Source organism: Desulfosporosinus paludis (genome assembly GCF_045689965.1).
GTDB lineage: Bacteria > Bacillota > Desulfitobacteriia > Desulfitobacteriales > Desulfitobacteriaceae > Desulfosporosinus > Desulfosporosinus paludis.
The window spans coordinates 1,295,529-1,319,885 of record NZ_CP144211.1 but is presented as its reverse complement, the minus strand read 5'-3'; the positions used below and the strand labels follow the sequence as shown (position 1 = coordinate 1,319,885).

33 protein-coding genes and 1 pseudogene are annotated in these 24,357 nt (G+C 40.0%); 20 read left to right on the top strand and 14 right to left on the bottom strand.

Annotated elements, in window-relative coordinates:
• Nucleotides 1-154: 154 nt before the first annotated feature.
• Entirely contained in the window at nucleotides 155-1,711 is a 1,557-nt protein-coding gene (locus tag VZF35_RS06790; RefSeq protein ID WP_407312160.1) for a beta-propeller fold lactonase family protein, read from the bottom strand.
• Nucleotides 1,712-1,931: 220 nt separating this feature from the next.
• Between VZF35_RS06790 and VZF35_RS06785 the strand changes: the two genes are divergently transcribed.
• A complete protein-coding gene (locus VZF35_RS06785; protein WP_407312158.1) occupies nucleotides 1,932-2,633 on the top strand; it encodes a hypothetical protein in 702 nt (233 codons plus the stop codon).
• A 6-nt stretch (nucleotides 2,634-2,639) separates the two neighbouring features.
• Here VZF35_RS06785 and VZF35_RS06780 read toward each other — a convergent pair whose 3' ends face one another.
• Both VZF35_RS06780 and VZF35_RS06775 read right to left on the bottom strand, forming a co-directional pair.
• Nucleotides 2,640-3,200 (bottom strand): endonuclease domain-containing protein, encoded by a 561-nt coding sequence (locus VZF35_RS06780; RefSeq protein WP_407312156.1) that lies wholly within the window; start codon nucleotides 3,198-3,200, stop codon nucleotides 2,640-2,642.
• A gap of 560 nt (nucleotides 3,201-3,760) precedes the next feature.
• Nucleotides 3,761-4,075 (bottom strand): hypothetical protein, encoded by a 315-nt coding sequence (locus tag VZF35_RS06775; RefSeq protein WP_407312154.1) that lies wholly within the window; start codon nucleotides 4,073-4,075, stop codon nucleotides 3,761-3,763.
• Between the two features lie 866 nt (nucleotides 4,076-4,941).
• On the opposite strand from VZF35_RS06775, the gene VZF35_RS06770 reads away from it, so the two are divergent.
• Both VZF35_RS06770 and VZF35_RS06765 read left to right on the top strand, forming a co-directional pair.
• Nucleotides 4,942-5,130: a hypothetical protein gene (locus tag VZF35_RS06770; protein WP_407314509.1), complete on the top strand. Its 189-nt coding sequence runs from the start codon at nucleotides 4,942-4,944 to the stop codon at nucleotides 5,128-5,130.
• A gap of 90 nt (nucleotides 5,131-5,220) precedes the next feature.
• Nucleotides 5,221-5,589 (top strand): DUF421 domain-containing protein, encoded by a 369-nt coding sequence (locus VZF35_RS06765; protein WP_407312152.1) that lies wholly within the window; start codon nucleotides 5,221-5,223, stop codon nucleotides 5,587-5,589.
• Nucleotides 5,590-5,768: 179 nt separating this feature from the next.
• Here VZF35_RS06765 and VZF35_RS06760 read toward each other — a convergent pair whose 3' ends face one another.
• Complete coding sequence (locus tag VZF35_RS06760) at nucleotides 5,769-6,368, bottom strand: 4Fe-4S ferredoxin (protein WP_407312150.1); 600 nt, start codon at nucleotides 6,366-6,368, stop codon at nucleotides 5,769-5,771.
• A 475-nt stretch (nucleotides 6,369-6,843) separates the two neighbouring features.
• Here VZF35_RS06760 and VZF35_RS06755 point away from each other — a divergent pair, with 475 nt between their 5' ends.
• Nucleotides 6,844-7,305, top strand: coding sequence for a CBO0543 family protein (locus VZF35_RS06755; RefSeq protein ID WP_407312148.1), 462 nt, complete (start codon nucleotides 6,844-6,846; stop codon nucleotides 7,303-7,305).
• A 297-nt stretch (nucleotides 7,306-7,602) separates the two neighbouring features.
• Complete coding sequence (locus tag VZF35_RS06750; protein ID WP_407312147.1) at nucleotides 7,603-8,514, top strand: L-lactate dehydrogenase; 912 nt, start codon at nucleotides 7,603-7,605, stop codon at nucleotides 8,512-8,514.
• 28 nt (nucleotides 8,515-8,542) lie between these two features.
• Here the strand turns inward: VZF35_RS06750 and VZF35_RS06745 are convergent, their stop codons facing one another.
• The 6 genes from VZF35_RS06745 to VZF35_RS06720 all read right to left on the bottom strand — a co-directional run bounded on the left by VZF35_RS06745 (nucleotide 8,543) and on the right by VZF35_RS06720 (nucleotide 11,199).
• Nucleotides 8,543-9,193 (bottom strand): FAD-dependent oxidoreductase, encoded by a 651-nt coding sequence (locus tag VZF35_RS06745; protein WP_407312145.1) that lies wholly within the window; start codon nucleotides 9,191-9,193, stop codon nucleotides 8,543-8,545.
• The gene (locus VZF35_RS06740) at nucleotides 9,184-9,390 is read right to left on the bottom strand and encodes an FAD-dependent oxidoreductase (RefSeq protein WP_407312143.1); all 207 of its coding nucleotides are present in this window, start codon (nucleotides 9,388-9,390) and stop codon (nucleotides 9,184-9,186) included. The genes VZF35_RS06745 and VZF35_RS06740 overlap by 10 nt, the downstream gene beginning before the upstream one ends.
• 117 nt (nucleotides 9,391-9,507) lie before the next feature.
• On the bottom strand, nucleotides 9,508-9,672 hold the full coding sequence (locus VZF35_RS06735; RefSeq protein WP_407312141.1) for a hypothetical protein: 165 nt from the start codon (nucleotides 9,670-9,672) through the stop codon (nucleotides 9,508-9,510).
• 12 nt (nucleotides 9,673-9,684) lie between these two features.
• A complete protein-coding gene (locus VZF35_RS06730) occupies nucleotides 9,685-9,975 on the bottom strand; it encodes a hypothetical protein (RefSeq protein ID WP_407314507.1) in 291 nt (96 codons plus the stop codon).
• The gene (locus tag VZF35_RS06725; RefSeq protein ID WP_407312139.1) at nucleotides 9,930-10,568 is read right to left on the bottom strand and encodes a hypothetical protein; all 639 of its coding nucleotides are present in this window, start codon (nucleotides 10,566-10,568) and stop codon (nucleotides 9,930-9,932) included. The genes VZF35_RS06730 and VZF35_RS06725 overlap by 46 nt, the downstream gene beginning before the upstream one ends.
• Nucleotides 10,537-11,199 (bottom strand): hypothetical protein, encoded by a 663-nt coding sequence (locus tag VZF35_RS06720; RefSeq protein ID WP_407312137.1) that lies wholly within the window; start codon nucleotides 11,197-11,199, stop codon nucleotides 10,537-10,539. The genes VZF35_RS06725 and VZF35_RS06720 overlap by 32 nt, the downstream gene beginning before the upstream one ends.
• Nucleotides 11,200-12,231: 1,032 nt before the next feature.
• Here VZF35_RS06720 and VZF35_RS06715 point away from each other — a divergent pair.
• The 6 genes and pseudogenes from VZF35_RS06715 to VZF35_RS06690 all read left to right on the top strand — a co-directional run bounded on the left by VZF35_RS06715 (nucleotide 12,232) and on the right by VZF35_RS06690 (nucleotide 16,100).
• Nucleotides 12,232-12,916, top strand: a pseudogene (locus tag VZF35_RS06715) (SOS response-associated peptidase).
• A gap of 344 nt (nucleotides 12,917-13,260) precedes the next feature.
• The gene (locus VZF35_RS06710) at nucleotides 13,261-13,434 is read left to right on the top strand and encodes an aspartyl-phosphate phosphatase Spo0E family protein (RefSeq protein ID WP_407312135.1); all 174 of its coding nucleotides are present in this window, start codon (nucleotides 13,261-13,263) and stop codon (nucleotides 13,432-13,434) included.
• Between the two features lie 211 nt (nucleotides 13,435-13,645).
• Nucleotides 13,646-13,948, top strand: coding sequence for a DUF5658 family protein (locus tag VZF35_RS06705; protein WP_407312133.1), 303 nt, complete (start codon nucleotides 13,646-13,648; stop codon nucleotides 13,946-13,948).
• Nucleotides 13,949-14,082: 134 nt separating this feature from the next.
• A complete protein-coding gene (locus tag VZF35_RS06700) occupies nucleotides 14,083-15,033 on the top strand; it encodes a DMT family transporter (RefSeq protein WP_407312131.1) in 951 nt (316 codons plus the stop codon).
• A gap of 53 nt (nucleotides 15,034-15,086) precedes the next feature.
• On the top strand, nucleotides 15,087-15,275 hold the full coding sequence (locus VZF35_RS06695; RefSeq protein WP_407312129.1) for a hypothetical protein: 189 nt from the start codon (nucleotides 15,087-15,089) through the stop codon (nucleotides 15,273-15,275).
• Between the two features lie 684 nt (nucleotides 15,276-15,959).
• On the top strand, nucleotides 15,960-16,100 hold the full coding sequence (locus VZF35_RS06690; protein ID WP_407312127.1) for a hypothetical protein: 141 nt from the start codon (nucleotides 15,960-15,962) through the stop codon (nucleotides 16,098-16,100).
• A 50-nt stretch (nucleotides 16,101-16,150) separates the two neighbouring features.
• On the opposite strand, the gene VZF35_RS06685 is transcribed toward VZF35_RS06690, so the two are convergent.
• Genes VZF35_RS06685 through VZF35_RS06670 form a run of 4 tightly spaced genes read right to left on the bottom strand, consistent with a single transcriptional unit; the run spans nucleotide 16,151 to nucleotide 17,696 of the window.
• Complete coding sequence (locus tag VZF35_RS06685; RefSeq protein ID WP_407312125.1) at nucleotides 16,151-16,390, bottom strand: hypothetical protein; 240 nt, start codon at nucleotides 16,388-16,390, stop codon at nucleotides 16,151-16,153.
• A gap of 14 nt (nucleotides 16,391-16,404) precedes the next feature.
• On the bottom strand, nucleotides 16,405-16,668 hold the full coding sequence (locus VZF35_RS06680; RefSeq protein ID WP_407312123.1) for a hypothetical protein: 264 nt from the start codon (nucleotides 16,666-16,668) through the stop codon (nucleotides 16,405-16,407).
• Nucleotides 16,661-17,269, bottom strand: coding sequence for a hypothetical protein (locus VZF35_RS06675; RefSeq protein WP_407312121.1), 609 nt, complete (start codon nucleotides 17,267-17,269; stop codon nucleotides 16,661-16,663). The genes VZF35_RS06680 and VZF35_RS06675 overlap by 8 nt, the downstream gene beginning before the upstream one ends.
• 13 nt (nucleotides 17,270-17,282) lie before the next feature.
• Entirely contained in the window at nucleotides 17,283-17,696 is a 414-nt protein-coding gene (locus VZF35_RS06670) for a helix-turn-helix domain-containing protein (RefSeq protein ID WP_407312119.1), read from the bottom strand.
• 1,070 nt (nucleotides 17,697-18,766) lie between these two features.
• On the opposite strand from VZF35_RS06670, the gene VZF35_RS06665 reads away from it, so the two are divergent.
• The 9 genes from VZF35_RS06665 to VZF35_RS06625 all read left to right on the top strand — a co-directional run bounded on the left by VZF35_RS06665 (nucleotide 18,767) and on the right by VZF35_RS06625 (nucleotide 24,346).
• Entirely contained in the window at nucleotides 18,767-19,159 is a 393-nt protein-coding gene (locus VZF35_RS06665) for an RNA polymerase sigma factor (protein ID WP_407312117.1), read from the top strand.
• An 80-nt stretch (nucleotides 19,160-19,239) separates the two neighbouring features.
• Complete coding sequence (locus VZF35_RS06660; RefSeq protein ID WP_407312115.1) at nucleotides 19,240-19,368, top strand: hypothetical protein; 129 nt, start codon at nucleotides 19,240-19,242, stop codon at nucleotides 19,366-19,368.
• A gap of 6 nt (nucleotides 19,369-19,374) precedes the next feature.
• Entirely contained in the window at nucleotides 19,375-19,584 is a 210-nt protein-coding gene (locus tag VZF35_RS06655) for a helix-turn-helix transcriptional regulator (RefSeq protein WP_407312113.1), read from the top strand.
• Nucleotides 19,585-19,592: 8 nt separating this feature from the next.
• Nucleotides 19,593-19,946 carry a DUF4406 domain-containing protein gene (locus VZF35_RS06650; protein WP_407312111.1) on the top strand — a complete coding sequence of 118 codons (354 nt, stop codon included), beginning with the start codon at nucleotides 19,593-19,595 and terminating at the stop codon, nucleotides 19,944-19,946.
• Entirely contained in the window at nucleotides 19,921-20,733 is an 813-nt protein-coding gene (locus VZF35_RS06645) for a phage antirepressor (protein WP_407312109.1), read from the top strand. Before VZF35_RS06650 ends, VZF35_RS06645 begins: the two co-directional genes overlap by 26 nt.
• Complete coding sequence (locus VZF35_RS06640) at nucleotides 20,730-21,974, top strand: SNF2-related protein (protein ID WP_407312107.1); 1,245 nt, start codon at nucleotides 20,730-20,732, stop codon at nucleotides 21,972-21,974. The genes VZF35_RS06645 and VZF35_RS06640 overlap by 4 nt, the downstream gene beginning before the upstream one ends.
• Nucleotides 21,967-22,281 carry a VRR-NUC domain-containing protein gene (locus tag VZF35_RS06635; RefSeq protein WP_407312105.1) on the top strand — a complete coding sequence of 105 codons (315 nt, stop codon included), beginning with the start codon at nucleotides 21,967-21,969 and terminating at the stop codon, nucleotides 22,279-22,281. Before VZF35_RS06640 ends, VZF35_RS06635 begins: the two co-directional genes overlap by 8 nt.
• Nucleotides 22,257-23,867, top strand: a complete 1,611-nt coding sequence (locus VZF35_RS06630; RefSeq protein WP_407312103.1) for an AAA family ATPase — start codon at nucleotides 22,257-22,259, stop codon at nucleotides 23,865-23,867. The genes VZF35_RS06635 and VZF35_RS06630 overlap by 25 nt, the downstream gene beginning before the upstream one ends.
• A gap of 23 nt (nucleotides 23,868-23,890) precedes the next feature.
• Nucleotides 23,891-24,346: a DUF669 domain-containing protein gene (locus tag VZF35_RS06625; protein ID WP_407312101.1), complete on the top strand. Its 456-nt coding sequence runs from the start codon at nucleotides 23,891-23,893 to the stop codon at nucleotides 24,344-24,346.
• The last annotated feature ends 11 nt before the right edge of the window (nucleotides 24,347-24,357 follow it).

The following is a 24,357-nucleotide window of genomic DNA, read 5'->3' as shown; positions in this document are numbered from 1 at the left end:
CTTTGGTTAAGCCAATACGATCACTTCCTTTGTTTTAATTGCTTATAAGTGATTAAAATCTTGGTTACTGAAAGGGCCGTTTTAGACGGCCCTTTTAGTCTGGAAGGACAATAATCTTGAATTCATAAAAAAGTGACTAATATGGGATAAGAAGTTACTGGCAAGTATCCAACTGTGGTGGGAAGAAATCACTCGGGAATGGAGTGAGAGTGGTGTCAAAGAAATTGATACATGGATTTTGTGGTATATTCGGGAATTCTTCACAGGCTGGAGGTTCTGGGCAGAATCCGAAAGCTGGAACGAGGAGTTGAACTATACCCGTTACCTTCGTAATAACAAAGCTTCCAATGGCGAGTTGAATCGTGGCTACCGTAAACAGCGGGCTCGTTAAGACTTCAGTTCTTGTTTCAATGCGCAAGTTGAAGTCGAATTCTGGGCGAGTTGGCGGGAAGTAGAGCACAATGTCTTTGTGGATATCTGGAAGGGTGCCTGTGAGGGTAAACAAGGCTCCGGTAGAATCTCGCAAGGTCAACGTGTAGGGGATTTCAATCGTGAACTGAACTCTGGAGAAATTCGGGCGGGCTGGAATAGGTGTAATGACGACACTGCCCGAAACAATCAAACCGTTAGCGAAGGTCATGCTAACAAAGGTAAACGGAGGAACGCCCGTCGACGGCAAGGTGACTGTGAAGGCTGGGAAGCATTCCCTTTGTTGACAGCTAGCATAAACTTTTTCTACGATGATGCAAACAGATTCTGTTATTTCTTCTAGTTGATATGGGTCAGTTAGGTCAATGGGGTCACTGGGTGATAATGCAGACCCAACTCTGCCGACTGTGACGCCTCGAGGCGGGAAAGAAGTCGGAATTGCAGCGGCAATGGTATTCGTGTTTGTGTTAATAATACTGATCGAGCTGTCCCCTTCGTTAGCAACCCATACTTGTGTGCCATCGCCGGTAGCATCTAGGCCAAGAGGGTTTATACCAACAGGAACTGTCGTTATCACATTAAGTCCGGTTGTTGAGATTACGCTGACAATGTTTGACCCGAAGTTGGTCACGTACATAAAGACTGGATTCACTGGATTGGCTGCGATTTTTTGTGGATTTGAGCCGACGGGAATTGTACTGAGAAGAGTATTGCTGGCAGTGCTGATTACACTGACGTTGTTGCTGCCGCTGTTAACAACAAAAAGCTTTGAATTATCCAAGCTCACAGCCAGACCGTTGGGTGAAGTACCCACGGCGATCGCAGCGATGACGGTATTGGTTATCGGATTAATGACAGAGACTGAATTGCTACCGCTATTGCTAACGTAGACGCGGCTACCATCACGGGCAATAGTGACATCGACAGGGCCTGTGCCAACGGTGATGGTGCTCACAACGGTGTGGGTCGGAATGCTAATGACTGAAACAGTTCCACTTCCAGAGTTTGTCACATAGGCTGTTGTACTGGTAGGATCAATCGCTACTGAAGTAGGTTCAAGGCCCACCGGGATCGTTGCCAAGACATGATTTGCTGCAGTGCATATGACAGAGACAGTGTTGCTTCCCAAACTAGGGACTAAAACTTTTGTACCATCCGGTGTTCGTTTCGGGAATTGCGGGTTAGTGCCCACGGGAATAGTTGCGACAAGCACATCGCTGTAAACATTATATATGGCGACGGCATTGTCGAGTGTTACCCAAGCATGGGTTTCAAATAGCATATGTATTTCCCCCCTTTTTCTTGATTCAAGAAAGACTCATCAGGACTTTCAACGTATACTATTCGATCGTGGAGTAGGTTGTTACACTCCATTCTTCATGTCCATAACTACGAGACATAATGACCGTTTACCGGACTCCCAAACCATCAAACATATATACCCATTCCTGTAGCTGCCGTACCCGCTCCACCGAATTTTTCCTTTTCAAATTCATTGGCCAATGAAAAGATTTCAGCCCCCCCATCTTCACTGGGGGAGCGCTACGGCAGTCTTACAGCACTTTAGCCTCTATCACAGTCAAACCATTGATATCACTGGTAGTTTTACCGATTTCCAAAGTGTATCAAATTCGGTGTATTTACAAGCTTCTTTAGATAAAATTGCCCAGGAAACCGGTATAGCCCATGAAGTAATTAAAAAATACAAGAAAATCCGTAATATTCCCCAAGAATATAAAGATATTATAAATTCCTTGGGACTTGGTCATGAGGCACTATTAGCTTTAGATAGAATTCAAAAGCGTCTACCACCAAAGACCTTCTATCTGATAGTGGACGTACTGAACCAGAAAAGCCCCAATATCTTTAGTTATCATATTGAAGCAATTGAATATTTGACAAAGGTTGATGAATTTCGAAGGTTATCGGAATCCGCAGTAAAACGTTCAGTTCACAAAACCTTTAAGCAGAAAGAAGCACGGGATATAGTGAATATTGAGGCTGTCGTTCTAGGCATTATGAAGAATGATGCAGCCATTGGTCGATATCTGGACTATGTTAAAACTGAGGCTAGAGAACTCGAAAGAATTATATTATCTCCAAATCTTATGATGAACGTTCCTCAGGTAAGAAGTAAAGAGCTTGTATCAATCTTTGAGAATTGCCTAGAAAAAATAAATTCCACTTATCGAAGACGTCCATAGTGTTATTTAGAAATCTTTCAATCTTCTTGTGAGTCGTTCCACGCATCTATCGGCATCTCTATGAATTTGGCTACCAGAAAAACGTATAACTCCCCAGCCTGCATTATTAAGCCTCCGGGTACGGGAGCGGTCGTGACTTTTTTGTTTAGGAGTCGAATGATAGGCTTTTCCATCACACTCTATATCAATTTTTTTACCATCTTCGAGAATAGCAAAATCAAGTCTATATCCGGATTCTTTGTATTGTGGGATTGGTTCATACCCAGCACGTTTAAGGGCATAGTACATTTTCTCTTCAATTGGTGTCATCTCTATTTTTGAGCAATTATCAGGAGTATTTATAATTAAACTTGATATAAACCACCGAAGGGCAACCCATATCAAGCCTCCTAGGATGGCTAAGATTAGTAGAACCCAGAAATAGGCCACAATTGCTTGAAGCAAAATAATCCCTACGATAAGTATAAGTAGACTTTCTTCATTTTTCCCAAATCTTAGACCAGAATGTCTTCGTCTGTACGGCATAATAATCACCAACCAATGAGATTTAAAACTTAGTTTTCCCATTAAATTAGTAGATCATTCTTGAATAAAAAACATGATCCGGAGACTATCTTTATCTCGTATTGACTATCTATTAATACAGCATTGCCAAAAATAAAGGACCGTAGCTTTAGGATCCTTTTATATCTCAATATCTCCATTTATTCCGCTGCTAACTGAAATCCTTTTACCGACCATGATGTCTTGAGTATTCAGCCCTTATGATATTCGGCGCGGCCCCTTCGCTACGCGGTGGTTGAAGGGGTTTGTCTGAGGGTTGTCGTTGAAATGAGCGTCTCACATCCCTCAACTTCTCAACTTCTCAACTTCATCTATGGTTAATGTTACGCTTTTTTCCCATCCTAGAATGCATATATAATCATGCACTGAGCAGGGGAAAGAGCATTGCTGCTCTGGTAGAGGGCCGATACTTCCAAGAACAAAAAGATAAATATTGTGAGCATGCACACTTAGCATATGCAGTTGTTGATAATTCTCAGAAAGAGGTAATCGATTGATTTAATTCAAAAAGAAAGGACCTTAACTTTAATTGGTCCTTCTTACTAATTCATTTTAATAAAAAATTAATAACCTTTATATGGATTATCATAACGGGGGTCAAATGGCTGTGGAATACCCATCTGACGTTCTAAACGCTGAAGCCAAGCGGGTTCAAATTGTTCTTCAAAGAGCTCCCACCAAATAGGTTCTTTTCCATGCACAAAACCCATGCGTTTTTCCATTTCTTCAATCCATCGCGGTTCAAACTGTTCTTCATAACGTTCCCACCAAGCGGGTTCGTAGCCGCCCGTATAGTTGACCGGATACCAACGTACTTGATGCGGATAATGACCATATATAGGAACCACATTTGTTCGGGGATGATACAATTCTCTCACCTCTGGTTATATTAAATTAGTATTGTTTAGAGGGATAGTTCTCCTCTAGTTCCATATTATTCAATTATGCGATCTCTGAAAGTTGACCTCTATTTTTTCTAGGCATATAATGCAATGAAAAAAGGTGGGACATTTAGATTACAAGAGAATAAGATGATCGAGTCTGATGAAATAACTTTGGTTAATACAATATTTGAACGTGTACTAACAATTCTCTATTGTCATAATTTGGAGTGTAACCAAAAAGGGGAGGGGATTTCTAACAATGTATCATCATGTTCGTAGAGGTGAAACTCTTCATCATATAGCTAGACGTCATAGGACTCACGTGCATCGTCTGATGTCATTAAATCCACACATTCATAATCCTCATATGATTTATCCTGGCCAGAAAATTAGGGTTCGTTAATACAGGTGTAAGAAAGGAGAGCTTAGTCGCTCTTCTTTTCGTTTGTTGTGAGTGGGACGGATTTCTCTTTTCCATATTCCGCACGTCCTACCTCTCAATTGGCTCCCATCGGAAACTGTGGGGGCCTTCATATTATGCATGGTCTCGATTGACCAGGTATATAAAATCCAGTTTTAGGTAAAAACTACATATGCCCATCTTTTTTCTAGTACAGCTCCCATCAGAAATGGCGGGGGCCTTCCCTATTTGTAGTTATTACTAAGTCTTAACTTGTATTTGTAAAAATAAATCTAATTACAAATAATATTTACCATTTTTGTTAAGAGTAATTCTTTAACTGTTCACACAAAATCCGACAGAAAGCTAATGTTACAGCAACAAAATATCTTATGACAAAATAAGGATTCACAAGAGGTAGGCAAATGCAAATTGACATTTTACCGAGGACGGCACTTTCATTTTTTATCCTATTGATATTACCCGGCTATTAGGCAAACAACAACTTAGTCAACTAACATTTTTCAACTATATTACAGGGATAACCTTTGGTAATATTGCCGCAGAGCTTGCGAGCGACAAAGAGTTAACAACTATGGAAGGCTTAGGAAGTTTAATTCTTTGGACGGGGTTAACGATTTTAGTTTAAGTTTATGAGCTTAAAGTCGGGGACTATAAGAAGAATATTAAATGGTGAACCTACTATTTTAATAAAAAAGGGAAAATACAACGGAAAGTTATGTCCAGAATAAGATTGAGTATAGACGATTTACTCACCATGTTAAGGAATAACAATATTTTTTCTATTAAGGATGTAGACTACGCTATAATTGAAACTAATGGTCAAATCAGTATTTTCAAAAAGCAAGGGCAACAAACGGTTACTAAACAGGATATAAATATTCCAATTACTACAAGTTTCCTTATTCCAACCGAGATTATTGTTGATGGTAAAATCGTTAAGCGTAGCCTTCGGGAGTTTAACATGAGTTACCAGTGGGTTTACGAAGAACTAAGAAAGATAGGAATTAATTCAGTAAGTGAGGTATTATACGCTGAGCTTCAGAGTGACGGCACACTGTTTATTGACAAGTATAGGAACAATTAATGAGCCTCTGGCCTCTGATGTAAGGATTGGCCTAAATTATTTATAGAAAGCCTTGAAAAGGGGCATATGTAGCTAAAGAGATAGGCTCAACGGTATAACTCCGCTGGGCCTATTTTGGCGTTAAGTACTAGAAATTTTTTAACTACAAGAATCGGGAAAAGTTATCGGGTCGGTTGCTTTCATTTGGGAGCCAGGGGTGAAGTGGTTTGCCCTTGACAAACTTGTACACACTCTGAGCATCCTCGAATAGCTTTCGGGAAACACCGTACTTTATGGAATCGGTTTCCCTCAAATGCCTTTGCTGGGCAAGCATTGATACATTGCCAGCAGTGATCACATGCATGGTTTAGTTGATCTGATCTAGACTGGGAAACGCTCGATTCTAAGGGAGCATTAGTAAAAATTGAAGCAAATAAAAGCCTTGAACCATATTGAGGGTTTACCACCAGGCCATTTTTTCCCCAACTTCCTAGACCGGCAGAGACCGCCAAGGGGCGAAAATCACCGAAAACAGAAAGAGGTGTTTTAAGGTCCGCGAAATATCCTTCTTTGCGCAAAACTTCGGCAATATCGCGAAGTAGTTTCCAACTTTGCCATACCTCCTCCCCAAACCTTTTTGTTATGTAAAATGGACGATCTAAGATCCATTTATTTGAAAAAGGAAAGCCGATCACCATTACAGGCTCTACTCGCCTTATTTTTGTGTAGCTAACAACTAATGCACCATGGTCTAAAGATATCTTGGAAAGGTACTGCTGCAAGTCAGTTTTCTTTTCCACTTAATACACCCCTTTGCCCATTCCTGCCGGGCACGTTCTAACATCTGCTGTGTAGTGGCTTTTTCGATATCGCGTTTTTCCTTGTCTATAAATCTTAAACTCTCCTCGGTTACATCTTTTCCACTCTTGGGATAGATATTAATGCCAGGAAAAGTAAATTGACAAAACTTGTTGATAGGACATGAGTATGGCGATAAGGAACAGAAGTCCCATAGCCAATCTCAGTATAAAAATTATAATCTACAACTTACGGAAACGTATGGTGTCCTTATGAGAAAAAGATTCTTGTCAACATGCAGATAGAAATCAGCCATTGGCCAAAACAGAACAAATATTCCCCAAAAGTATACCTAAGACATATCAGTAGAATCTTTTTCCTGATTTGTCAATATGACGTAGTGTTAGTCATGGGGCTCTATAGAAAAGTTTTAATTGGATAAACTAATCCAATAAAACAAAGGGAAGACGGTGTCAGATGCTAATCAATATTCTATTAGGATTTTTCATTCCTTGGATACTTGGGATTTCTCTTTACAGAAAAGACAAAAGGATTTTACTAGCTATTTTCCCGGTCGGTTCCTTAATGGCTTTTACAATCAATATTTTTGGGTTCTACTTTGAATTTTGGAATCTAACTCCTATCCTCAAAGAGAAAACCATGGCTGCTCTTCCGATGGATCTTGGTGTGTACCCCATTTTAGGGTGTTATCTCATATACCTTGTTGACCACAAACAATGGAACCCATTTTTACTAATAGCAATATTTGCTGGGCTTACGACAGTTTTTGAGTTTATGGGTGTTGTTACGGGCAAGGTTGTTTACATGAACCATTGGAATATCGGCTGGTCATTTGTCTCATACTTTATCCCTTACACCCTTGAAGTTTGGTATTATCGCATACTCTTTTGTTTATTTAAAAAAACCTCTAGCGCTTAAGTTAGAGGTTTTACCTAACGAACATTATCAAACCTCTGCTACCAAAAACAATTAATTTCTATCCTGCCAATGTCGAGCTATCATCACTACGCCTGGGAGAGACCGGGTGTAGTGATGTTTTTTAGTAGTAATATGCTCCAGCATACGCCTGAGTTTTATTTATAAGGGGGCAAGCATTAAAAAATACGCATCGAAAGCATTGGTTTTGTAGGTATTTAAGCCTCTCGGAGAAAGTTAATCAATAGAATAATACCTTACTGCGTAGGAGATTATAAAACCTCAAAAGGGGGCTTTTAATTGAACATAAATCCCAGTAAGGTCGTTATTATAGGCAGCGGTTTTGTTGGTTCAAGTATTGCATATGCCAATTTAATTCAAGGACTATGTACGGAACTTGTTCTTATTGACAGTAATAAAGATAAAGCAGAAGGAGAGGTTATGGACTTAAGTCACGGCCTCCCTTTCACTAGTCCGATGGAGATTCGGGCTGGCCAATACGAAGATTGTCGAGAGGCCAATGTCATTGTGATCACCGCCGGATCCAATCAAAAGCCTGGACAAACTCGAATGGACCTTGCCCAAAAAAATGTAGACATATTACGTTCAATTCTAGATCAAGTATTAAAGGTAGAACAGGAAGCCATTTTCCTGCTGGTGACAAATCCAGTGGATGTCCTGACGACTATTACAAGAACGTATCCAGAACTAAAGGCACACCGTGTAATTGGCTCGGGCACAGTTTTGGATACAGCCCGTTTTCGTTATATTCTTAGTCAGCATTGCCAAATAAATCCTGGAAATATTCATGCTTATGTAGTAGGCGAACATGGCGATTCAGAGGTCCCATTATTTAGTTCGGTCAGTGTGGCAGGGACACCATTAAGTTTTCTTTGCCAAGAATGTAATAAGCTCTGTGGATCAGAATATCAGAAAGAAGTGATAGCAGAAGTACGGAAGGCAGCATATGAAATAATAAATCGTAAGGGAGCAACGTACTATGGTATAGGTTTAAGTTGCGCGCGGATCTTACGAGCTATTTTGCATGACGAAAGAAGCGTCTTAACAGTTTCAGCCTTGCTTGATGATCAATTTAAAGAGCTGGGAGTTGCCCTTAGTGTGCCAAATTCTTTTTCATTCAATCGAACTTTGAACTCAGGTTCATTCCCATCCTTTACTAAGAGAAATCCTATATTTTTACTGTTAACATAATCCTCTTCGTTCCAAAATAAGGTAAGTTTCACCTTATATGAGCACTATCGTAAGGGCAAAAAGTTGCGCAGTTTCCACATTCATTGCATATTCCATCAACATGAACGATCTGATTCAGATTACCGAGACCCTCGATCTTGACGTCTATATTTGCCCGGTTGGGACATACTTCAGCGCAGATATCACAAATACGGTGGCACTCAAGGCATCTTTCATTTTCTTCTTCCTCGCGACAGCCGTCTCTAAGTACCCCTTTTTTGACAATGATATCTTTTAACCTTCTGTCTTCATTAAAATTTTCGAAACTGATTATATCAGCCAAGTCTTTTTCCCAAGGGAGGCTTTCTTTAGCCAGAATAGCTTTGGCAACTTTTGTCGCGTGGGCAATCCCCAATACGACCGTAGCCGGACCATATAGGGCATCTCCTCCAACATAGACATTCCTTACATTGGTCTCAAAGGTATCCGGATCAACCATGACATTCCCCTTTTCGTCTACTGCAATTCCATTTTTTTCAAATACTTCATGATTAACAGTCTCCCCGATCGCCGAAATAACAGTGTCTACAGAGATCTCCTCAAACTCTCCTTCTTTAAGAATAGGATTACGTCGGCCAGAAGCATTGGGCTTTTCCAGCACCAGTTTTTGGCACTTAAGAACTCCTTTTGTTAAGGACAAAGCGCGAGAAGTTCCTTAAATCTTACCCCTTCTTCCATGGCAAGATGCAATTCCTCCGGGTCCGCAGGCATATACTTTTTAGTTCTTCTGTAAATGATGTAAACATTTTCTATACCTTTCAAACGAAGAGCTGCTCTGGCTGTATCCATAGCGGTATTTCCACCACCGATAACAGCTATGTTCTTACCTAGATTCATTGAAAGCTTCTAAGAAAGGAACAGCGCCCATGAGCTTATCAGTGTCACCTTCTAAAGGATAGGTTTTGCTCTTACCCGCACCAATAGCAATGTAGATATAATCAAATCCACGTTCTTTTAAACTTCAATCGAAAAATCAGGGTTAACACCAAACTGAAATTTAACCCCCATCCTCTTGGCTATCTCGACATCATTTTGGATAGCTTCTCTTGGAATACGGAAATCTGGGATAACAAACTCGACTGTTCCACCAGCTCTATCCCTTTTATCAAAGATCGTCACATCCAAGCCCGCTTAAGCCAGAAAGTAGCCTGCAGAAAGACCAGACGGGCCCGCTCCGACGATAGCGACTTTTGCATTGTATCTTGCAGTAGCAACCGGATGTTTTTTGAGCCAGGCATCATACCCATTCTGAGCAGCAAATAGTTTCATATCTCTAATCAGTACGGATTCATCATAATCGAGCCTGGTACATTTAGTCATACAATTATGGCTACAGATCGTACCCGTAATAAATGGCAAGGGATTTTTCGCAGTAATCACATCAAAAGCTTCCTCGAACCTACGCTCACCTGCCAGGCGGATATATTCCGATACATCTTGTCTGATCGGACAACCAACGGTACAAGGTGCAATGAAACAGTCGGTAAGGGTAACTTCCAGGAAATTTTATGACTATTCACGGGCCTTTTATCTTTAAAATGATGAACATCCTCAAAAACACTTTCCGCTAATTTTTGAAGTTTCTCAAGGTTGATTTTACCGGACTCCTTGTTATCAAGCTGATTTTCCAGGAGAACGGCAATTTGTTTAAATCGAAGATAGGCCCCTGGCTTGAGAATGGTTGTTGCAACGGTAATAGGTCTAATTCCCGTTGCTAATATGCGTTCTATATTGAAATAATCAGCTCCGCCAGAGAAGGAAATCTTAAGATCTCCTTCGAACTCAAGTGCTAGTTTATAGGCTAAACTTATGGTCAAAGGATAAAGAGCCCGGCCGGACATATACATCTCCTCACCCGGCAATTCTCCTTGCATGATCTTTACAGGCAGGGTATTGGAAAGCTTAACCCCAAAGTCTTTATGATGCTCCTTGGCAAACTTCTTAAGCCTTTTGAGCATTTTAATGCCGTCTGAATACTGTAAATCATGGATAAAAATGAGCTTCTTTAAGCTCAATGTAAGTGTAACCCATCTTATCAAAGGCATTTCTGACGTTATCGTAACCTAAGAGGGTGGGATTCATCTTAACGAAAGTATGTAGGTTCTTCTCACTTAATAGGTATTTCGCAATCGCCTCAATCTCTTCAGGAGGGCACCCGTGCAAAGTTGATAAAGTAATAGAATTACAAACATTGGGAGAAATACTTTCGATAAAGTTCCTGTCGACATACTGGAAGCGATCAACTTCTTCCAATAAAATGCGCTTGTAATCTTTAAAGATCTCTATATTGGAGGCATCTTTTAGTCCTTCAATAAACCAATCAATTTTGGGAGATTGAATTCCTTTCAGGTCATAACCGACACTCATATTAAACATAAAACGACGTCCATCTTGTTCAAACAGCTCTTTTTGCAGAATGTGGAGTATAAACCAGGCTTTCATATACTCGGAAAACGCGCCTTGAACAGAGAGTTCAGTCGACCATTCCGTATTATAACATTCATCTTCAGCCCAGATACAAGGTTTTTCGATCTCAAGTTGATCGAGAATCTGTACCGTTTTAAGCTCGAAAAAGCGGCTCCCGCTCATATAAGAAGCAATGATATTTTGGGCAAGTTGAGTATTAGGGCCGGCTGCCGGGCCCACAGGTGAATCAATAGACTCACCAAATAGCTTGATATTCCTTCCGCTTTCATTCTTATAAAACTTTTCCTTGGGTACACCAAAAATGGTTTGATTTTTCCCATACTCTGAAAATACCCACTTTAAAAGTTACTCAAACGGAATTGGTCTCATTATATCACTCAATTGAACTCGCCCCTTATGATTAATATCTTTAAACTTTTGCTAGTATATCCCAAAAGGCTCCTCCGTACTATATTGAAATCCCGTTTTATTTAATTACTAAGGATCTACTGGCTTATCAAGGTTGGTTAAAAGAACATCTTAGTGGACATAAGCAGACTTATAGCGAAAGTAAAGATTATGGGAATAATATCTGAAGATGGAGCATGAATCCAATATGTAGCCCCCTACTGTTTTAGGTGAGACCGATACTAAAAAGAGTTGCCTATAATAATTTGCCAATAAACTTGCTAAACACAGTCAACTAAAAAATCTCCCAATGTCGCCGATGGGAGTAGAAAATGTTTCAGTACAAAGATCATTTTTCCCGAGATTTGGGTTTGTTATATGCCCACTCCAGTTTTCATTTGGGCCGCCTGTTTGAAGTCAGGAGGTTTTGCTCAATTATTGACTACTATTAGTAAGTTTTAATTCAGTGGGGAAGTACCTTCCCCATCGTGGCATCTGTACTCGTTCTACAACAAGGAACTTCGATTCCAGTTCCGAACGTCTGATGTTCAATTCGTAGAAGGTTTGCTCTAAGCGATGCCTTTAAGCATTTTGGGCAGAAATAGTACTGGTGATTAGCCGCAATAATTATTTTTATTCTTACTGTTTCAGCTGAACATTGGATCCACTTGCTTAAATAGTCCTCGTTCTGACAAATAGGGCAAACTAAAAACACTATTGCTTCACTTCCTCAGAGTTAGCCTATGGTTAAAAAAAGACAACTGTTACAGGCTTCTAAGAAGTGATGGAGCAATTTTCAATATTTTTATAGACTATGACTGGCGCTAAATTGCATTAGTACATATAGAAAGGTTATAAAGCAAGATGTGTGGACGTTTTTCGTTTATCTCACCTAAAGACATCATAGAACGTTTTAGTATAGTCCAACTTGAATTTGATTTTAAGCCTCGATATAATATCGCTCCATCTCAACCAGTTCCCGTGGTAATCCAGCAGAATGGAGGCAACCACCTATATATTTCGATGGGGTCTGATACCCTATTGGGCTAAAGATGAAAGTATTGGAAATAAATTAATCAATGCCCGAGCGGAAACATTGGAGGAAAAACCGAGTTTTCGCAAGTCCTTCGAGCAAAAGCGTTGTCTTATCTTAGCGGACGGTTTCTACGAGTGGAAAAAGGAAGGGCGTGTCAAGAAACCCCATAGAATAACCCTGCATGATGGGAAACCTTTTGCATTTGCAGGCCTGTGGAATTCTTGGGTGTCACCTACGGGTCAAACAATAAACTCATGTACGATCATTACGACGACGCCAAATAGGTTGATGGAGCCAATACACAATCGGATGCCAGTTATATTACCGCAGGACATGGAGTCACTTTGGTTGGATGAGCGTTTAATATCTAGTAATGAAGTTAAAGGTTTATTGAGACCTTTTCCAGCGGAACAGATGGAAGCTTATGAGGTATCACCGTTGGTTAATTCTCCTCGTAAAAATGTTCGTGAATGTGTGGTTCCTGGAAGTAGTATGTTTCAAAATACAGCTTAAGAGACTAAATAAAGTTAACGCAACAAAGCCGCCTACTTGAGGTCAGGCGGCCTTGTTAATCTGTAGATTTGCCAAACATTCATAAGGAAAAATAGCAAGGCTCCGGCTTCACCGCTGGGGTCAATCTTCCATTATTAGGTTTAACATATTCTTCACATTGAGTTCATGGAACGGTAACAAATATATTCTAAGATAAGAACAATAGAGGATTACTCGCTGTCTAGCGGTTAACATAAGGCCACTTTTTTATTTTTCTATTCCTCCTCCTTCTTTATACCCCTCCTTGTGAGGGGATTTCTTATTGTTTAGCCACTAATTTTCAAGCAGATGGACGGAGGGCAAATATGTCGGAACTCGAAGAACAAATACAGCAAAACGAAGAATTACGATTAAACATGATCAAGATTAAAGAAGGCAAATCCTATACAGATCCTGAGGTCATAACTGCAAGTCAAGAGTTGGATGCTGTTTTAGATAAGTATCAAGAACTGATGATGAAAAAGTCGAAGAAGGAGTAGGAAAAGAAAAGATTCCCTCGGTTTAATTAGTTGGGGCCTTTGTCGATACTTACTGAATAGTCTTCTCGATTTCCTAAAAACTCAATTTACGAATAGCTAATTCATAAGAAAAGGAAGTAAATATCATGTTAGGCCAATTACCGGAACTCGCATGCAGCCCCAATTTATTTCTTTTTGAAATCTGACAGCAAATAAGAACATATTATAATTAGTGGATTGGAGGGCAACCCCTCTGAAAAAAGAATATAAACTGTTACTACTTTTCTGCATACTAAACGCCCTGGACTACCTTACAACTACTTTTGCAATAAGCCAAGGGGCGGGAGAAGGCAATTTAATACCAAGTTATTTCGTCAGCCATAATGCGCTTCATTACTATAAATTCGGCGGAGTTGCCTTCCTCAGTATGTTGCTAATATATTTAGCTAGGAAAAATATGCCTATTGTGATAAAAGTGTTTTTGGCTACGAATTTTTTTCGGATTAGAGTTCTTTCTAAATCGTTGTGTATTTAATCCAAACACATTATTGATAGGTTATTAGTATGGAATACCACTTATTGAAGTGGCAAGGTATAAAAGTGTAGTATACTTAATCGTAAATTGCTCTAATAACTTAAATAGGATTTTAAGGAGAATAAATTTTTATAATGAGAAAAATGAGTTTGACGGTAAGAGCTTCTATTGTGTTAACTTTGGCTCAATTATTATATGGCGGAAATTTAGTAGCAGGGAAAATCATGGCGCAGAAAATCAACCCGCTAGTCTTAGCAGCTTTACGTGGATGGATTGGAATTTTGGTACTTTCTTTCATCATCTTTAGACAAATTAGAAAAGAGCCTATGCCTGAGTGGAGAGACATGGGCTTATTGGCCTTGGTTGGTAGTATGGGGATTACACTTGGTTACCTTACCTATTTAATAGGTTTACAGAATAGCACGGCAATCAATGCTGCAATCATATGTGCTACATTACCAACAGTAACCAATGCCCTACTGATTATTGGATGGAAGATGAAACCAACGCTCCTAGAGATTATCGGGCTTGGTATTTCTTTTTTAGGCTTGATAGTGATATTTACGCAAGGTTCACTTACAGACTTGCGTGAATTTAAGTTTAGTTATGGTGAATTGGTCTTGATTGGGAATGTATTGGTTTCCGCTTTATTTAGCATCTTTGGGCAGAAGGCTATGAAACGTTTCTCTCCGATAGTTGTTACCTTTTTTGCTTCTTTTTGGGGAGCATTGTTTTTAACTCCCGTTGGATTGTGGAATATATCATCTGTTAACTGGCATATCAGTTGGTCTGGATGGTTACTTATATTTTATATGGGTGGAATCATTACCGGCTGTGCCAATTTATTATTCTTGTACGGTGTTAGCCTAATTGGTAGTGGTAGAGCGGCAATTTTTAGCAATATGTCGCCGGTATTTGGTATATTGCTTAGTGGAGTAATTCTAGGAGAACGATTGGCATGGTATGATTGTATTGGATTTATGCTGGTAATGACTGGAATCATATGTTCGATACTGAAAAATAATTTAAGGCCATTGGGTAATAGTGAAGTCAAGTTCGATCATCTAGTTAACCATGTAAAATGAAAAGTCAAAGCCGGCTTTGATGCTGCTTGAAATCTATAGGTAGGAGAACTGACATGGAATACATTGTCACAAGATGGCTAGAGAATCCGGCAACGGCTACCCAACAAGCGACTATAACAGTAACAGTCTGCGCAGCGAACCACCTTGAAGCTTTGGAACTTTCGGGACTTAAGGCACCAGGGGCATTAATTAGTGTAAATCAATTTAGGCGGGATGAATATCCGGTATCGTGTGGAATCTAATTGTTGTATTATCGAACTAGCAAGGTATAAGGGTAGTTGAAGCTCAATAGAAAATTGTGAAACGTGAAAGATACTTTAATTAACTCTACTCACATTAAAAGCCGCCCCACAGCAAGGGCGGCTTTTAGTCTTTTTCATGTGTTATTTTTCTATGATGTATGTCTTTTTTATATCTTCTGAAATAAGAATACAATAAAGATCGTGATATTTTATCAGCTTGGCGTCAAGAATTTATTAAGAATCTTGATATAGTAAAACGTAAGACCCCCTATTAAGGAGGCCTTACGTTTTGTCATAATAATATAGGCGAGCTTTTTAAAAAGTCCCTCCGAATTGCTGTCCCCGGAGGGCAATTTAAGGTTCATGAAAAAGACTAAGGGATTACCCCTTGAATGTATTATATCATGATGAGTTATATTAGCTATTGGTAATAAAAGGCGTTATAAAAAGGAAGACCTCCGCGTCCGAAGGTCTTTTGTGCAATGCCCATTAAATATCTTGTTTCGACTTATTATACCTTATAATGACATATTTGTGTTAATAAGTAATCAGGTAATTTTATAAAGGTAACTCTAGCTTCACAAGGTATAATGTGCTTGACTATTCTGGCATTAAAGTGTAAGGTATTTTATTAATTATTCAGAACGGAAAAGGTAAAAGTATCATCTGTTGGAGGAAAAATATATGGATGCGCCAATTAGAATTGTACTACTTCGTGATGCCGATAAATGTGAAATTAGCGCTGAATTAATGGATGCAAGAAATGAGTATACAATAGGACAGTTGGAAAACGAATATTATCAGTGGTTGGATGAATTAGTATAAATAGTGTAAAGGCGGCTTCAGCTTATAAAGTGCTGAGGCCGCTTTTTTTATTACTGCAAAGTCTTTTCCAATTCCTCTAAGCCACGATCCATTATGAGTTGAGCTTTTTCATCGTCGGAGACAAATTTAGAAAGGAAATGTCTTTTATATATCTCGTACATACTGTCATAAAATTCATTCTTCTCAGTCAAACTCATTTTTCGAAATTCCCTAGACTTTTTAAATTGTACAATCGACTCAGGAAAGAGAGAGCCAAAATAAAACTCCCGCCGGAATGTGTACTCATCCATGTCTAGACCTCCTCTTAATGCATGTCTTTTTTTATTTCCAGCCGTGCACGTTCTAACATTTCTTCCATCGCAGCATTTTGAATGCTGCGTTTTTCTTCGGTTGAAAGACCTTTTGAAAGGGAATCCGTCTTCACTATGTTGTAATAATCATCGAATAATTCTTTCTTCTTAGTTATGTTCATTTTGCGGAATGGACGATCATTTTTTATATGATCGATCATTTCAGGTAGGTTCGTTTGCAAATCAAGTTCTCGCCGAAAAATGTAGTCATTATCCATTGCTAAGCCCTCCTTGATTATAGTTTGCAAAGTGTTGCTTTGTTGTCAAATGCAGTGCAGGAGGGGAGGTGGGTGAGCTCGAACGAATTGGATTCCCAATCAAGGAGTGATCGAAAATCGTAAGGCAACCGACATGTTTTGAAAATTGATGTCCATCTGGAAGTGGAAGTTTAGTTCCATCAGGAAAGTAATCCCACATTGATAGAAAAAGACCAATAATGATAAAGAATATCATGATCGAAAACAAGATTATCCTGATCGGTTTTACCGTCTTAAATCGTATGGATGTTTCTGGAGAAAATAATAGAATCACTTCTCCAATAAGACTCTCAACGATATCCCAAGCTGACTTAGGATTCACTTGCATAACGGTAACCCCGTCCTGATCAATTTTTTGAACAGCCACTTCGTCCTCAACAGTATTACTCTTTTTTGTAATCATAAATGCATGAGATAATCCTATGAGAAGGAGAATTGCTACAACACAACACCAAGCAATATCATTTGAAATGTCTTTAATACGAAGTGCTCCACCATATCCAAAATGATTAGTCAGGAAATCCATAATGCTAATAAATATGCTATGAAATGCCTGAAGCATAGGTTATTCCTCCTCATTTTTTCTCAGCTTCAATTTCATCGATTACTTCTTTGTAAGCTTTATGGATCGAGTCACATAGACGTTCTTTTTGTTCATCTGTTAGACCTTTTCTACGGCTAATTTCTGCAATGGTTTTTGCAAGTTTTTTATTTTCGGCAATTACATGATATGAAAGAATTGGTATCTTACCCCATCTAAAAAACAGATCATCAACGTCTGTGTTATATACTTTAGCGATTTCACCTATAAAATGATCGGACGGTAATCTTATTCCTCGTTCAACTTCACTCAAATATCCTTTAGAAACATTCATTAGCTTACTGATCTCAGATAAGGGTCGATCCCCTCGTAATTGTTTTAAATGTTGTCCTGCATCAAATTGCCTAAGCAATTGTTCTCGTTCAGCATTTACATTGCTCTCGCCCACACATTACCAACCCCTCTCAGATATACCATAAACCAACTGTAGGAAATTACAAATGCTTACAGTATAATGAACATGTCGTTCCGAATTAGTGAACGATCAAACTAAAAAAATATAGAACCTAAGAATGATATAACTTTAAACTAAATGAACATTTGAACCCTGTACGATTATTTTTTGCATAAAGTCAATAAATAATCAAGTGAATGTATGTAAAGGATGGTAAATTATTATCGACATAAAAGTCATCACTACAGAATTCGCATTTAATTTAGTCTGATCATTTGGAATTAACAAGGCATCAATTACAAAAGTCAGACAAAAATTTGCCTATGTCTTGCCTTCTGTAAGGACGTGCCCTCAGTTTTGTGATCAATATCTTTAACGGATCTCTGTCTTGCTGGAAATTTGTTTTTGTCGCTTATAACAGAGTTCGAAAGATACTGTTGTGCCATTTTCTCATTCGCAGATAGTTTTTATTCAAAGCAACCATACCTCATGTTAAGTTTGGTTAGCACAGATCCTCTAAGACTAATAGAGCAACCCTGAGAGATATGAATTATTTTTTAGTTTATTTTGAAGGGTGAGTAGGAGGAGTAAAAATGACAACTGTGGCAGCAATGGATCTCAAGGGTGTGGTGGCATGTCCAGCATGTGGTAAGGAATTTGTATTTGTATACTGTGACGCAAAAGGACACGCTTCAGTACCCTGCATAAGATGTAGTCGAATTTTAATGGTTGATTATGAGAGTATGATAGCTACCTTAATGCCACCTAAGCGACGAAAAAATCGCTGTTGATGCGAATTGAATACGAAACCGAGCACTGAAGAGCATGGCTAATGCCATAGTTATAACCGCCGGTTGGAGTTACTTAAACAGTAATTCCGATCGGCGGTTTTTAATTTAATATTGAGTTAATTTGTACTGACTGAGCCACTAGGGGCCAACGAGCCACCACAAGGCCGGAGTATAGCTAGAAAAAGCAATACTCCGCGCCTTTTTTTGACTTTTAAGTGTTCATGAAGTGCTGCTCTCTTTCTAGCTATCTCCGGTAGAAGAAAGGAGCACTTCATGAATATCAAGTATGAATTCTTAACCGGAGAGACTCTTGAAATTGAGGTTACGGATGATATTGGTGGGGTATCTATTGAACTGGATCGAGAGATTTATAACAGTGATCATCGAGAAACTCGCAGGCATAAATCCGTTGAGAATCTACAGGAGCAAGGTATTCAATTGATCGATCAAAAGGCGGATGTTATTTCAACCATTGAAAAGCTTGAGACGAGCGAAATCTTACAAAATGCACTAGCCAAGCTATTACCCCAGCAGCGAGAGCTGATTCAGAAGGTATTCTTTGAGAGTAGATCGATTGTAACAGTAGCTGAGGAATTAGGCATCACAAAACAGGCTTGTAATAACCGTTTAAATAAGATTTACAAGCAACTAAAAAAATATTTGTAAGTGGGGGTTTACTTTCGTCATTCTCGTGGCTTATATATAGAGGCACTTTTTCGAGCCTCAACAAAGAAGGAGGCGACAACATGCAAACCATCAAAATTACCATCACCACGCCTACTCCAGTAAACATTGTGGTTAAGGAATGTGCTCCCGAAAAACCGAGCGCAGAGGAGGCATTGGCTAACTTATTTAAGAAATTGCAGGAGGATTAAAGCATTGTGAAATTATCCAAGGAAAAAATAATCTCTCTCACTCAGCAACAAGGATTATCCCAAAATGCGCTTGCAGACCAGATCGGAGTTCAAAGAGGTACTCTCTCCAATGCTCTAAACGGTAAAAGAGGGGCAGGAAGGACATTACTGGCAAAGCTCTTGAGAGCGTTTCCCAACGAAACCGCAGCAAGTCTAACCGTTAAGGAAAGGAAGTGATTCAATTAATGAAGCTAGTCTATATCTGCTCGCCACTACGCGGCGACATCGAACGAAATATTAATCGAGCAAATAGCTACTGTCGATTTGTTGTAACTCAAGGGGCTGTACCACTCGCGCCTCATACAATCTTCACTCAGTTTCTAGATGACGAGGTTTTGGCAGATCGTGAATTAGGGCTGCAAATGGGGTTGGAACTACTGAAACATTGCGGCGAATTATATGTGTTCGGCGATAGGATTTCTGATGGAATGTTGAGTGAAATGGAATACGCAAAGCGACTTGGTATCCCAATTCAATACTATAGTGATCAATGCGAAAGGAGAGATGGGCAGGATGAGTGGCGATTTAGCTGTATTTGAACAACGAGATGTTCTTGGCAAAGATTTTAAGATCTATGGCGACCCAGATAATCCGCTGTTTCTGGCCAAAGATGTAGCGGAGTGGATTGAACACAGTAATTCAAGGATGATGCTGCAAAGTGTCGATGACTCAGAAAAAATAAAGATTGAATACCCCGTAAACAATCCTTATGGGGGACCACAAATAGAAGAGCAGTGGTTTCTCACCGAAGACGGCCTATACGAAGTCCTGCTACAAAGTCGTAAACCCATCGCTAAAGAATTCAAGAAGCAAGTCAAACAAATCTTACGAGACATTCGAAGACACGGAATCTATGCAACGCCTGATACTCTGGAATTCATGCTAAGCAGTCCAGACTTTGGCATAAGGCTCCTTAATGAAATTAAATCAGAACGAGAGACAATTTCGAAACTCGAACAGAAAATCGAAGAGGACAAGCCGAAAGTCGCCTTTGCTAAAGCCATTGAAGCCACCAAGGACACCATTTATGTTGGTGATCTAGCCAAACTTCTCAAGAAAAACGGTACGGAGATTGGACAAGCCCGACTGTTTGAGTGGTTAAGACAAAATGGTTATCTCATGTCGGGCTTCAGTAAAAACACACCGACCCAGCGTTACCTGGAAATGGGCCTGTTTGATGTTAAAGAGGATGTCTTCACCTTCCCTAACGGAGATGTTCGAATTTCTAAAACCCCAATGGTTACGGTTAAAGGGCAGACGTATTTTATTTATTTATTTGCGAAAAGAGAGGCAACATTACGCTCCGCTGTTAATGAAACAGAATGATTCAACTTCTCCCACATCAACAATCGGTTCTTGAACAAACCAAGAAGTTCCATCGAGTAGCCTATTATTTGGATATGGGTTTAGGAAAAACTTTCCTGGGCTCAGAGAAAATGGATCAGCTTGAAACACCCTACGCCTTATTAGTTTGCCAAAAGTCTAAGGTTGAAGATTGGGTAGCCCATTTCAGAGAGCACTACGACTATAACGTGATTATTTTCAACAACCAACCAATCTCTGAAATCACAGAACACTCGGTGCTCATTATCAATTATGACCTTGTTTGGAGAAGACCTGAGTTATTGAAACTATCCCATTTCACTTTAATCCTAGACGAATCCTCATGTATCAAAAACGAGACTCGGAGACGATCAAAATTCATCTTAAAACTCCACCCTGACAATGTCATATTGCTCTCAGGGACACCCACCGGAGGAAAATACGAGGAACTTTGGAGTCAATGTAAGCTTCTCGGCTGGACAATCTCGAAGAGGCTCTTCTGGAAACAATTCATCGTCACAAAAATCCTTGATGTCGGGGGATGTCCAATCACCGTTGTTATTGGATATAAGAACGTTGATCGTTTGAAAGCCAAGCTCCGTCAGTACGGTGCAGTATTTATGAAGACCGAAGATGTTCTCACGTTACCAGAAACGATTGACCAAATTGTTAATGTCCCAATTGCTAAGGAATACCGCCAATTTAAAAATGAACGGATTATTGAGATTAACAGTAAAACTTTAATCGGAGACACTCCACTGACCCGGTTATTATATCTGCGTCAATTGGCCGGGATGTACAACGAGAACAAGATTGAGCGTTTGACAGAATTATTTCAAGCAACAGGGGATCGCTTAATCGTGTTCTATAATTTTGACCTTGAATATGGGATTATTAAACGTTTATGTGAGAAAACGGATAAGCGGGTTTCTATGGTTAATGGTAAGTTAAAGGATTTGAGTGCTTATGAGCAATGCTCAGATTCAGTTACTCTGGTCCAATATCAGGCAGGAGCTATGGGTTTGAACCTGCAACTTGCCAATAAGGTCATCTATTTCTCACTCCCATTATCCAGCGAACTATTCGAGCAATCTAAGAAGCGAATTCATCGGATCGGGCAGACCAAAACGTGCTTTAATTATTATCTGCTCACGAATGGAAGCATTGAGTACAAAATCTTAGAAGCTCTGAAACAGCGCAAAGACTTTACGGATCGCTTATTTGAGGAAATATGCCATGACTGAAGCCCAATTTCAAAAACAGGTCCAAGAATTTCTGCTCAGGCAGGGTGTTTGGTACGTGAAATATTGGGGAGGTGGACAATTCACGAAAGCCGGTGTTCCAGACCTTTTATGCTGTGTGAACGGACGCTTTGTGGGCATTGAGCTAAAAACGGAAAAGGGCAGAGTGTCTAAACTCCAAGAATACACCCTGGCTAAAATCAAAGAGTCGGGTGGACAAGCCTTCGTTCTTCGCCCGAGTGGCTTCCAAGCCTTTAAAGAGTTTATCAAGGGGGAGGTGAATCCGTGCAATTCAGTCACAGCCGAGTAAGCATCTTTGAAAAATGCCCCTATCAGTTCAAACTACACTACCTCGACCAGTTAAACGTCCTACCGGACCCGGCAGCGAATGACGCACTCATCGTGGGTAATGCTCTGCACTTAGGCGCAGAGAAGGATGAGTTGGCCATGCTCGACTTTTACTTCTCCCAGTTCCCCTTAATCGATGATCAGCAAATTAATGAAGGCATAAAACTCACAGCCATGCTTAAGAAACTTAAAACGCACCTAGGCGGTATCCCCGGCAAATTCAAGCACGAATACAAACTTGAGCGACCTGAATTCGTAGGTTTCGTAGACTTGATGGTTACTAACCCAGATAGAAGTGTTGATGTCTATGATTTTAAGCACTCCAATCATATCAAAAATTATCTGGAGTCCAAACAATTACACCTTTACAAATTCTATTTAGAACGCGAAGGCTACAACGTCAAGCGAATGGGTTTTATCTTCATCCCCAAAACCTCCATCCGTCAGAAGAAAACGGAAGACCTCTATCAATTTCGCAAAAGACTCATCGAAACCCTTACTGGGATGGAAATTCAAGTTGAGTATGTAGAGTATGACTTCCAAAAAGTTAAAGAGTTTTGGGAGTCCTGCGAGGGGATCAACGGGGCGACCGAGTATCCCAAAAACCCCACTAATTTGTGTGATTGGTGTTCTTACCAGAAATTTTGCCAAGAAGGGATTGACTATATGTTATTACCAAGTTCTGACCGCCGCCAGATTGACGCAGTGAGTAAAAAGGTGATCTGGATTTACGGTGCTCCGTTTACAGGGAAGACCTACTTTGCCAACAAGTTTCCAAATCCACTCATGCTCAATACCGACGGAAATGTAAGGTTTGTGGACGCCCCATTTATTGCCATCAAAAACGAAGTCACGGTCGAGGGACGGCTGACCAAAACAAAGCTGGCCTGGGAGATCTTCAAAGAATCGATCGCCGAGTTGGAAAAGAAGCAGAACGACTTTGAAACCATTATCCTCGACCTCCTAGAAGATACCTACGAGCACTGTCGGCTCTATATGTACGAAAAACTCGGTATCGAGCATGAATCCGATAACAGCTTTAAAGCCTGGGATATGGTCAGAACAGAGTTTTTATCGACTCTAAAGCGCCTGATCAACATGGATTATAACATTGTCCTCATCTCCCACGAAGACATGTCTAAGGACGTTACCAAACGGACGGGAGACAAGATCACCCGGATTGCGCCTAATATCCAAGAGAAAGCCGCCAACAAAATTGCTGGGATGGTTGATATCGTGGCCCGTGTGATTAACGAAGACGATGAACGGTTCTTAACCTTTAAGACCAGTGAAGTAGAGTTTGGTGGCGGCAGGTTAACCTTATTGACCAAAAAGATACCCCTAGACTATGAGGTGTTTGTTAAAATCTATGAGTCTGTGCAGAATGAAGGCCCGGCTTCGAAACGAGAACGGAAGCCCAAAGATACTGCAGAAGTGGCAACCCTTCAAGAAACAGAGGATACCACACAGGGAGATGCTACAACTGGAGATCCAAAACCAGAGATAGAGACCGAGTTACCAAAACGCACTCGTCGAACAAGACAATAACGTTAAAGGAGATTGATTACGATATGCCAGCAAATGTATGGGAAAAGTTTAATAAAACCATTGATCTTGGAGCACTCAGAGAGGATTTAAAAGCCGCACAAGAAAACAAACAGGAATTTCGGGACGTTCCTAAGGGTAGCTACGAAGTTCGGATTGATAAATTAGAGCTCGCAGAATCCAAAAGTGGTAATCCCATGATGGTGTGCTGGATGAAGATTCTGGGTGGAGAGTACAAGAATCAAAAACTCTTTTATAACCAAGTCCTTCATGTCGGTTTTGGTATTCATAAGGCTTGCGAGTTTTTGCGCTCCTTAGATAGCGGGATCGATGTCCAATTTAACGACTACGGGCAGTTTAACGAACTGCTTCTGGATATTCATGAAGCGATCGACGAGAGTTTTGAATATGCCGTGGAATACGGGGAGGACAAAAAGGGCTACAGCACCTATGACATCAAAGAAGTCTTTGAGGCTCAATAAGTTAACAACAG

Excerpts from the sequence above, each read along its gene's own strand:
- VZF35_RS06790 (WP_407312160.1), bottom strand. The coding sequence starts at position 1,711 with ATGCTATTTGAAACCCATGCTTGGGTAACACTCGACAATGCCGTCGCC.
- VZF35_RS06785 (WP_407312158.1), top strand. The coding sequence starts at position 1,932 with ATGAAAAGATTTCAGCCCCCCCATCTTCACTGGGGGAGCGCTACGGCA.
- VZF35_RS06780 (WP_407312156.1), bottom strand. The coding sequence starts at position 3,200 with ATGGGAAAACTAAGTTTTAAATCTCATTGGTTGGTGATTATTATGCCG.
- VZF35_RS06765 (WP_407312152.1), top strand. The coding sequence starts at position 5,221 with ATGTCCAGAATAAGATTGAGTATAGACGATTTACTCACCATGTTAAGG.
- VZF35_RS06755 (WP_407312148.1), top strand. The coding sequence starts at position 6,844 with ATGCTAATCAATATTCTATTAGGATTTTTCATTCCTTGGATACTTGGG.
- VZF35_RS06740 (WP_407312143.1), bottom strand. The coding sequence starts at position 9,390 with ATGAATCTAGGTAAGAACATAGCTGTTATCGGTGGTGGAAATACCGCT.
- VZF35_RS06710 (WP_407312135.1), top strand. The coding sequence starts at position 13,261 with ATGTCGGAACTCGAAGAACAAATACAGCAAAACGAAGAATTACGATTA.
- VZF35_RS06700 (WP_407312131.1), top strand. The coding sequence starts at position 14,083 with ATGAGAAAAATGAGTTTGACGGTAAGAGCTTCTATTGTGTTAACTTTG.
- VZF35_RS06695 (WP_407312129.1), top strand. The coding sequence starts at position 15,087 with ATGGAATACATTGTCACAAGATGGCTAGAGAATCCGGCAACGGCTACC.
- VZF35_RS06690 (WP_407312127.1), top strand. The coding sequence starts at position 15,960 with ATGGATGCGCCAATTAGAATTGTACTACTTCGTGATGCCGATAAATGT.
- VZF35_RS06685 (WP_407312125.1), bottom strand. The coding sequence starts at position 16,390 with ATGGATGAGTACACATTCCGGCGGGAGTTTTATTTTGGCTCTCTCTTT.
- VZF35_RS06680 (WP_407312123.1), bottom strand. The coding sequence starts at position 16,668 with ATGGATAATGACTACATTTTTCGGCGAGAACTTGATTTGCAAACGAAC.
- VZF35_RS06675 (WP_407312121.1), bottom strand. The coding sequence starts at position 17,269 with ATGCTTCAGGCATTTCATAGCATATTTATTAGCATTATGGATTTCCTG.
- VZF35_RS06665 (WP_407312117.1), top strand. The coding sequence starts at position 18,767 with ATGAATATCAAGTATGAATTCTTAACCGGAGAGACTCTTGAAATTGAG.
- VZF35_RS06660 (WP_407312115.1), top strand. The coding sequence starts at position 19,240 with ATGCAAACCATCAAAATTACCATCACCACGCCTACTCCAGTAAACATT.
- VZF35_RS06650 (WP_407312111.1), top strand. The coding sequence starts at position 19,593 with ATGAAGCTAGTCTATATCTGCTCGCCACTACGCGGCGACATCGAACGA.
- VZF35_RS06645 (WP_407312109.1), top strand. The coding sequence starts at position 19,921 with ATGAGTGGCGATTTAGCTGTATTTGAACAACGAGATGTTCTTGGCAAA.
- VZF35_RS06640 (WP_407312107.1), top strand. The coding sequence starts at position 20,730 with ATGATTCAACTTCTCCCACATCAACAATCGGTTCTTGAACAAACCAAG.
- VZF35_RS06635 (WP_407312105.1), top strand. The coding sequence starts at position 21,967 with ATGACTGAAGCCCAATTTCAAAAACAGGTCCAAGAATTTCTGCTCAGG.
- VZF35_RS06625 (WP_407312101.1), top strand. The coding sequence starts at position 23,891 with ATGCCAGCAAATGTATGGGAAAAGTTTAATAAAACCATTGATCTTGGA.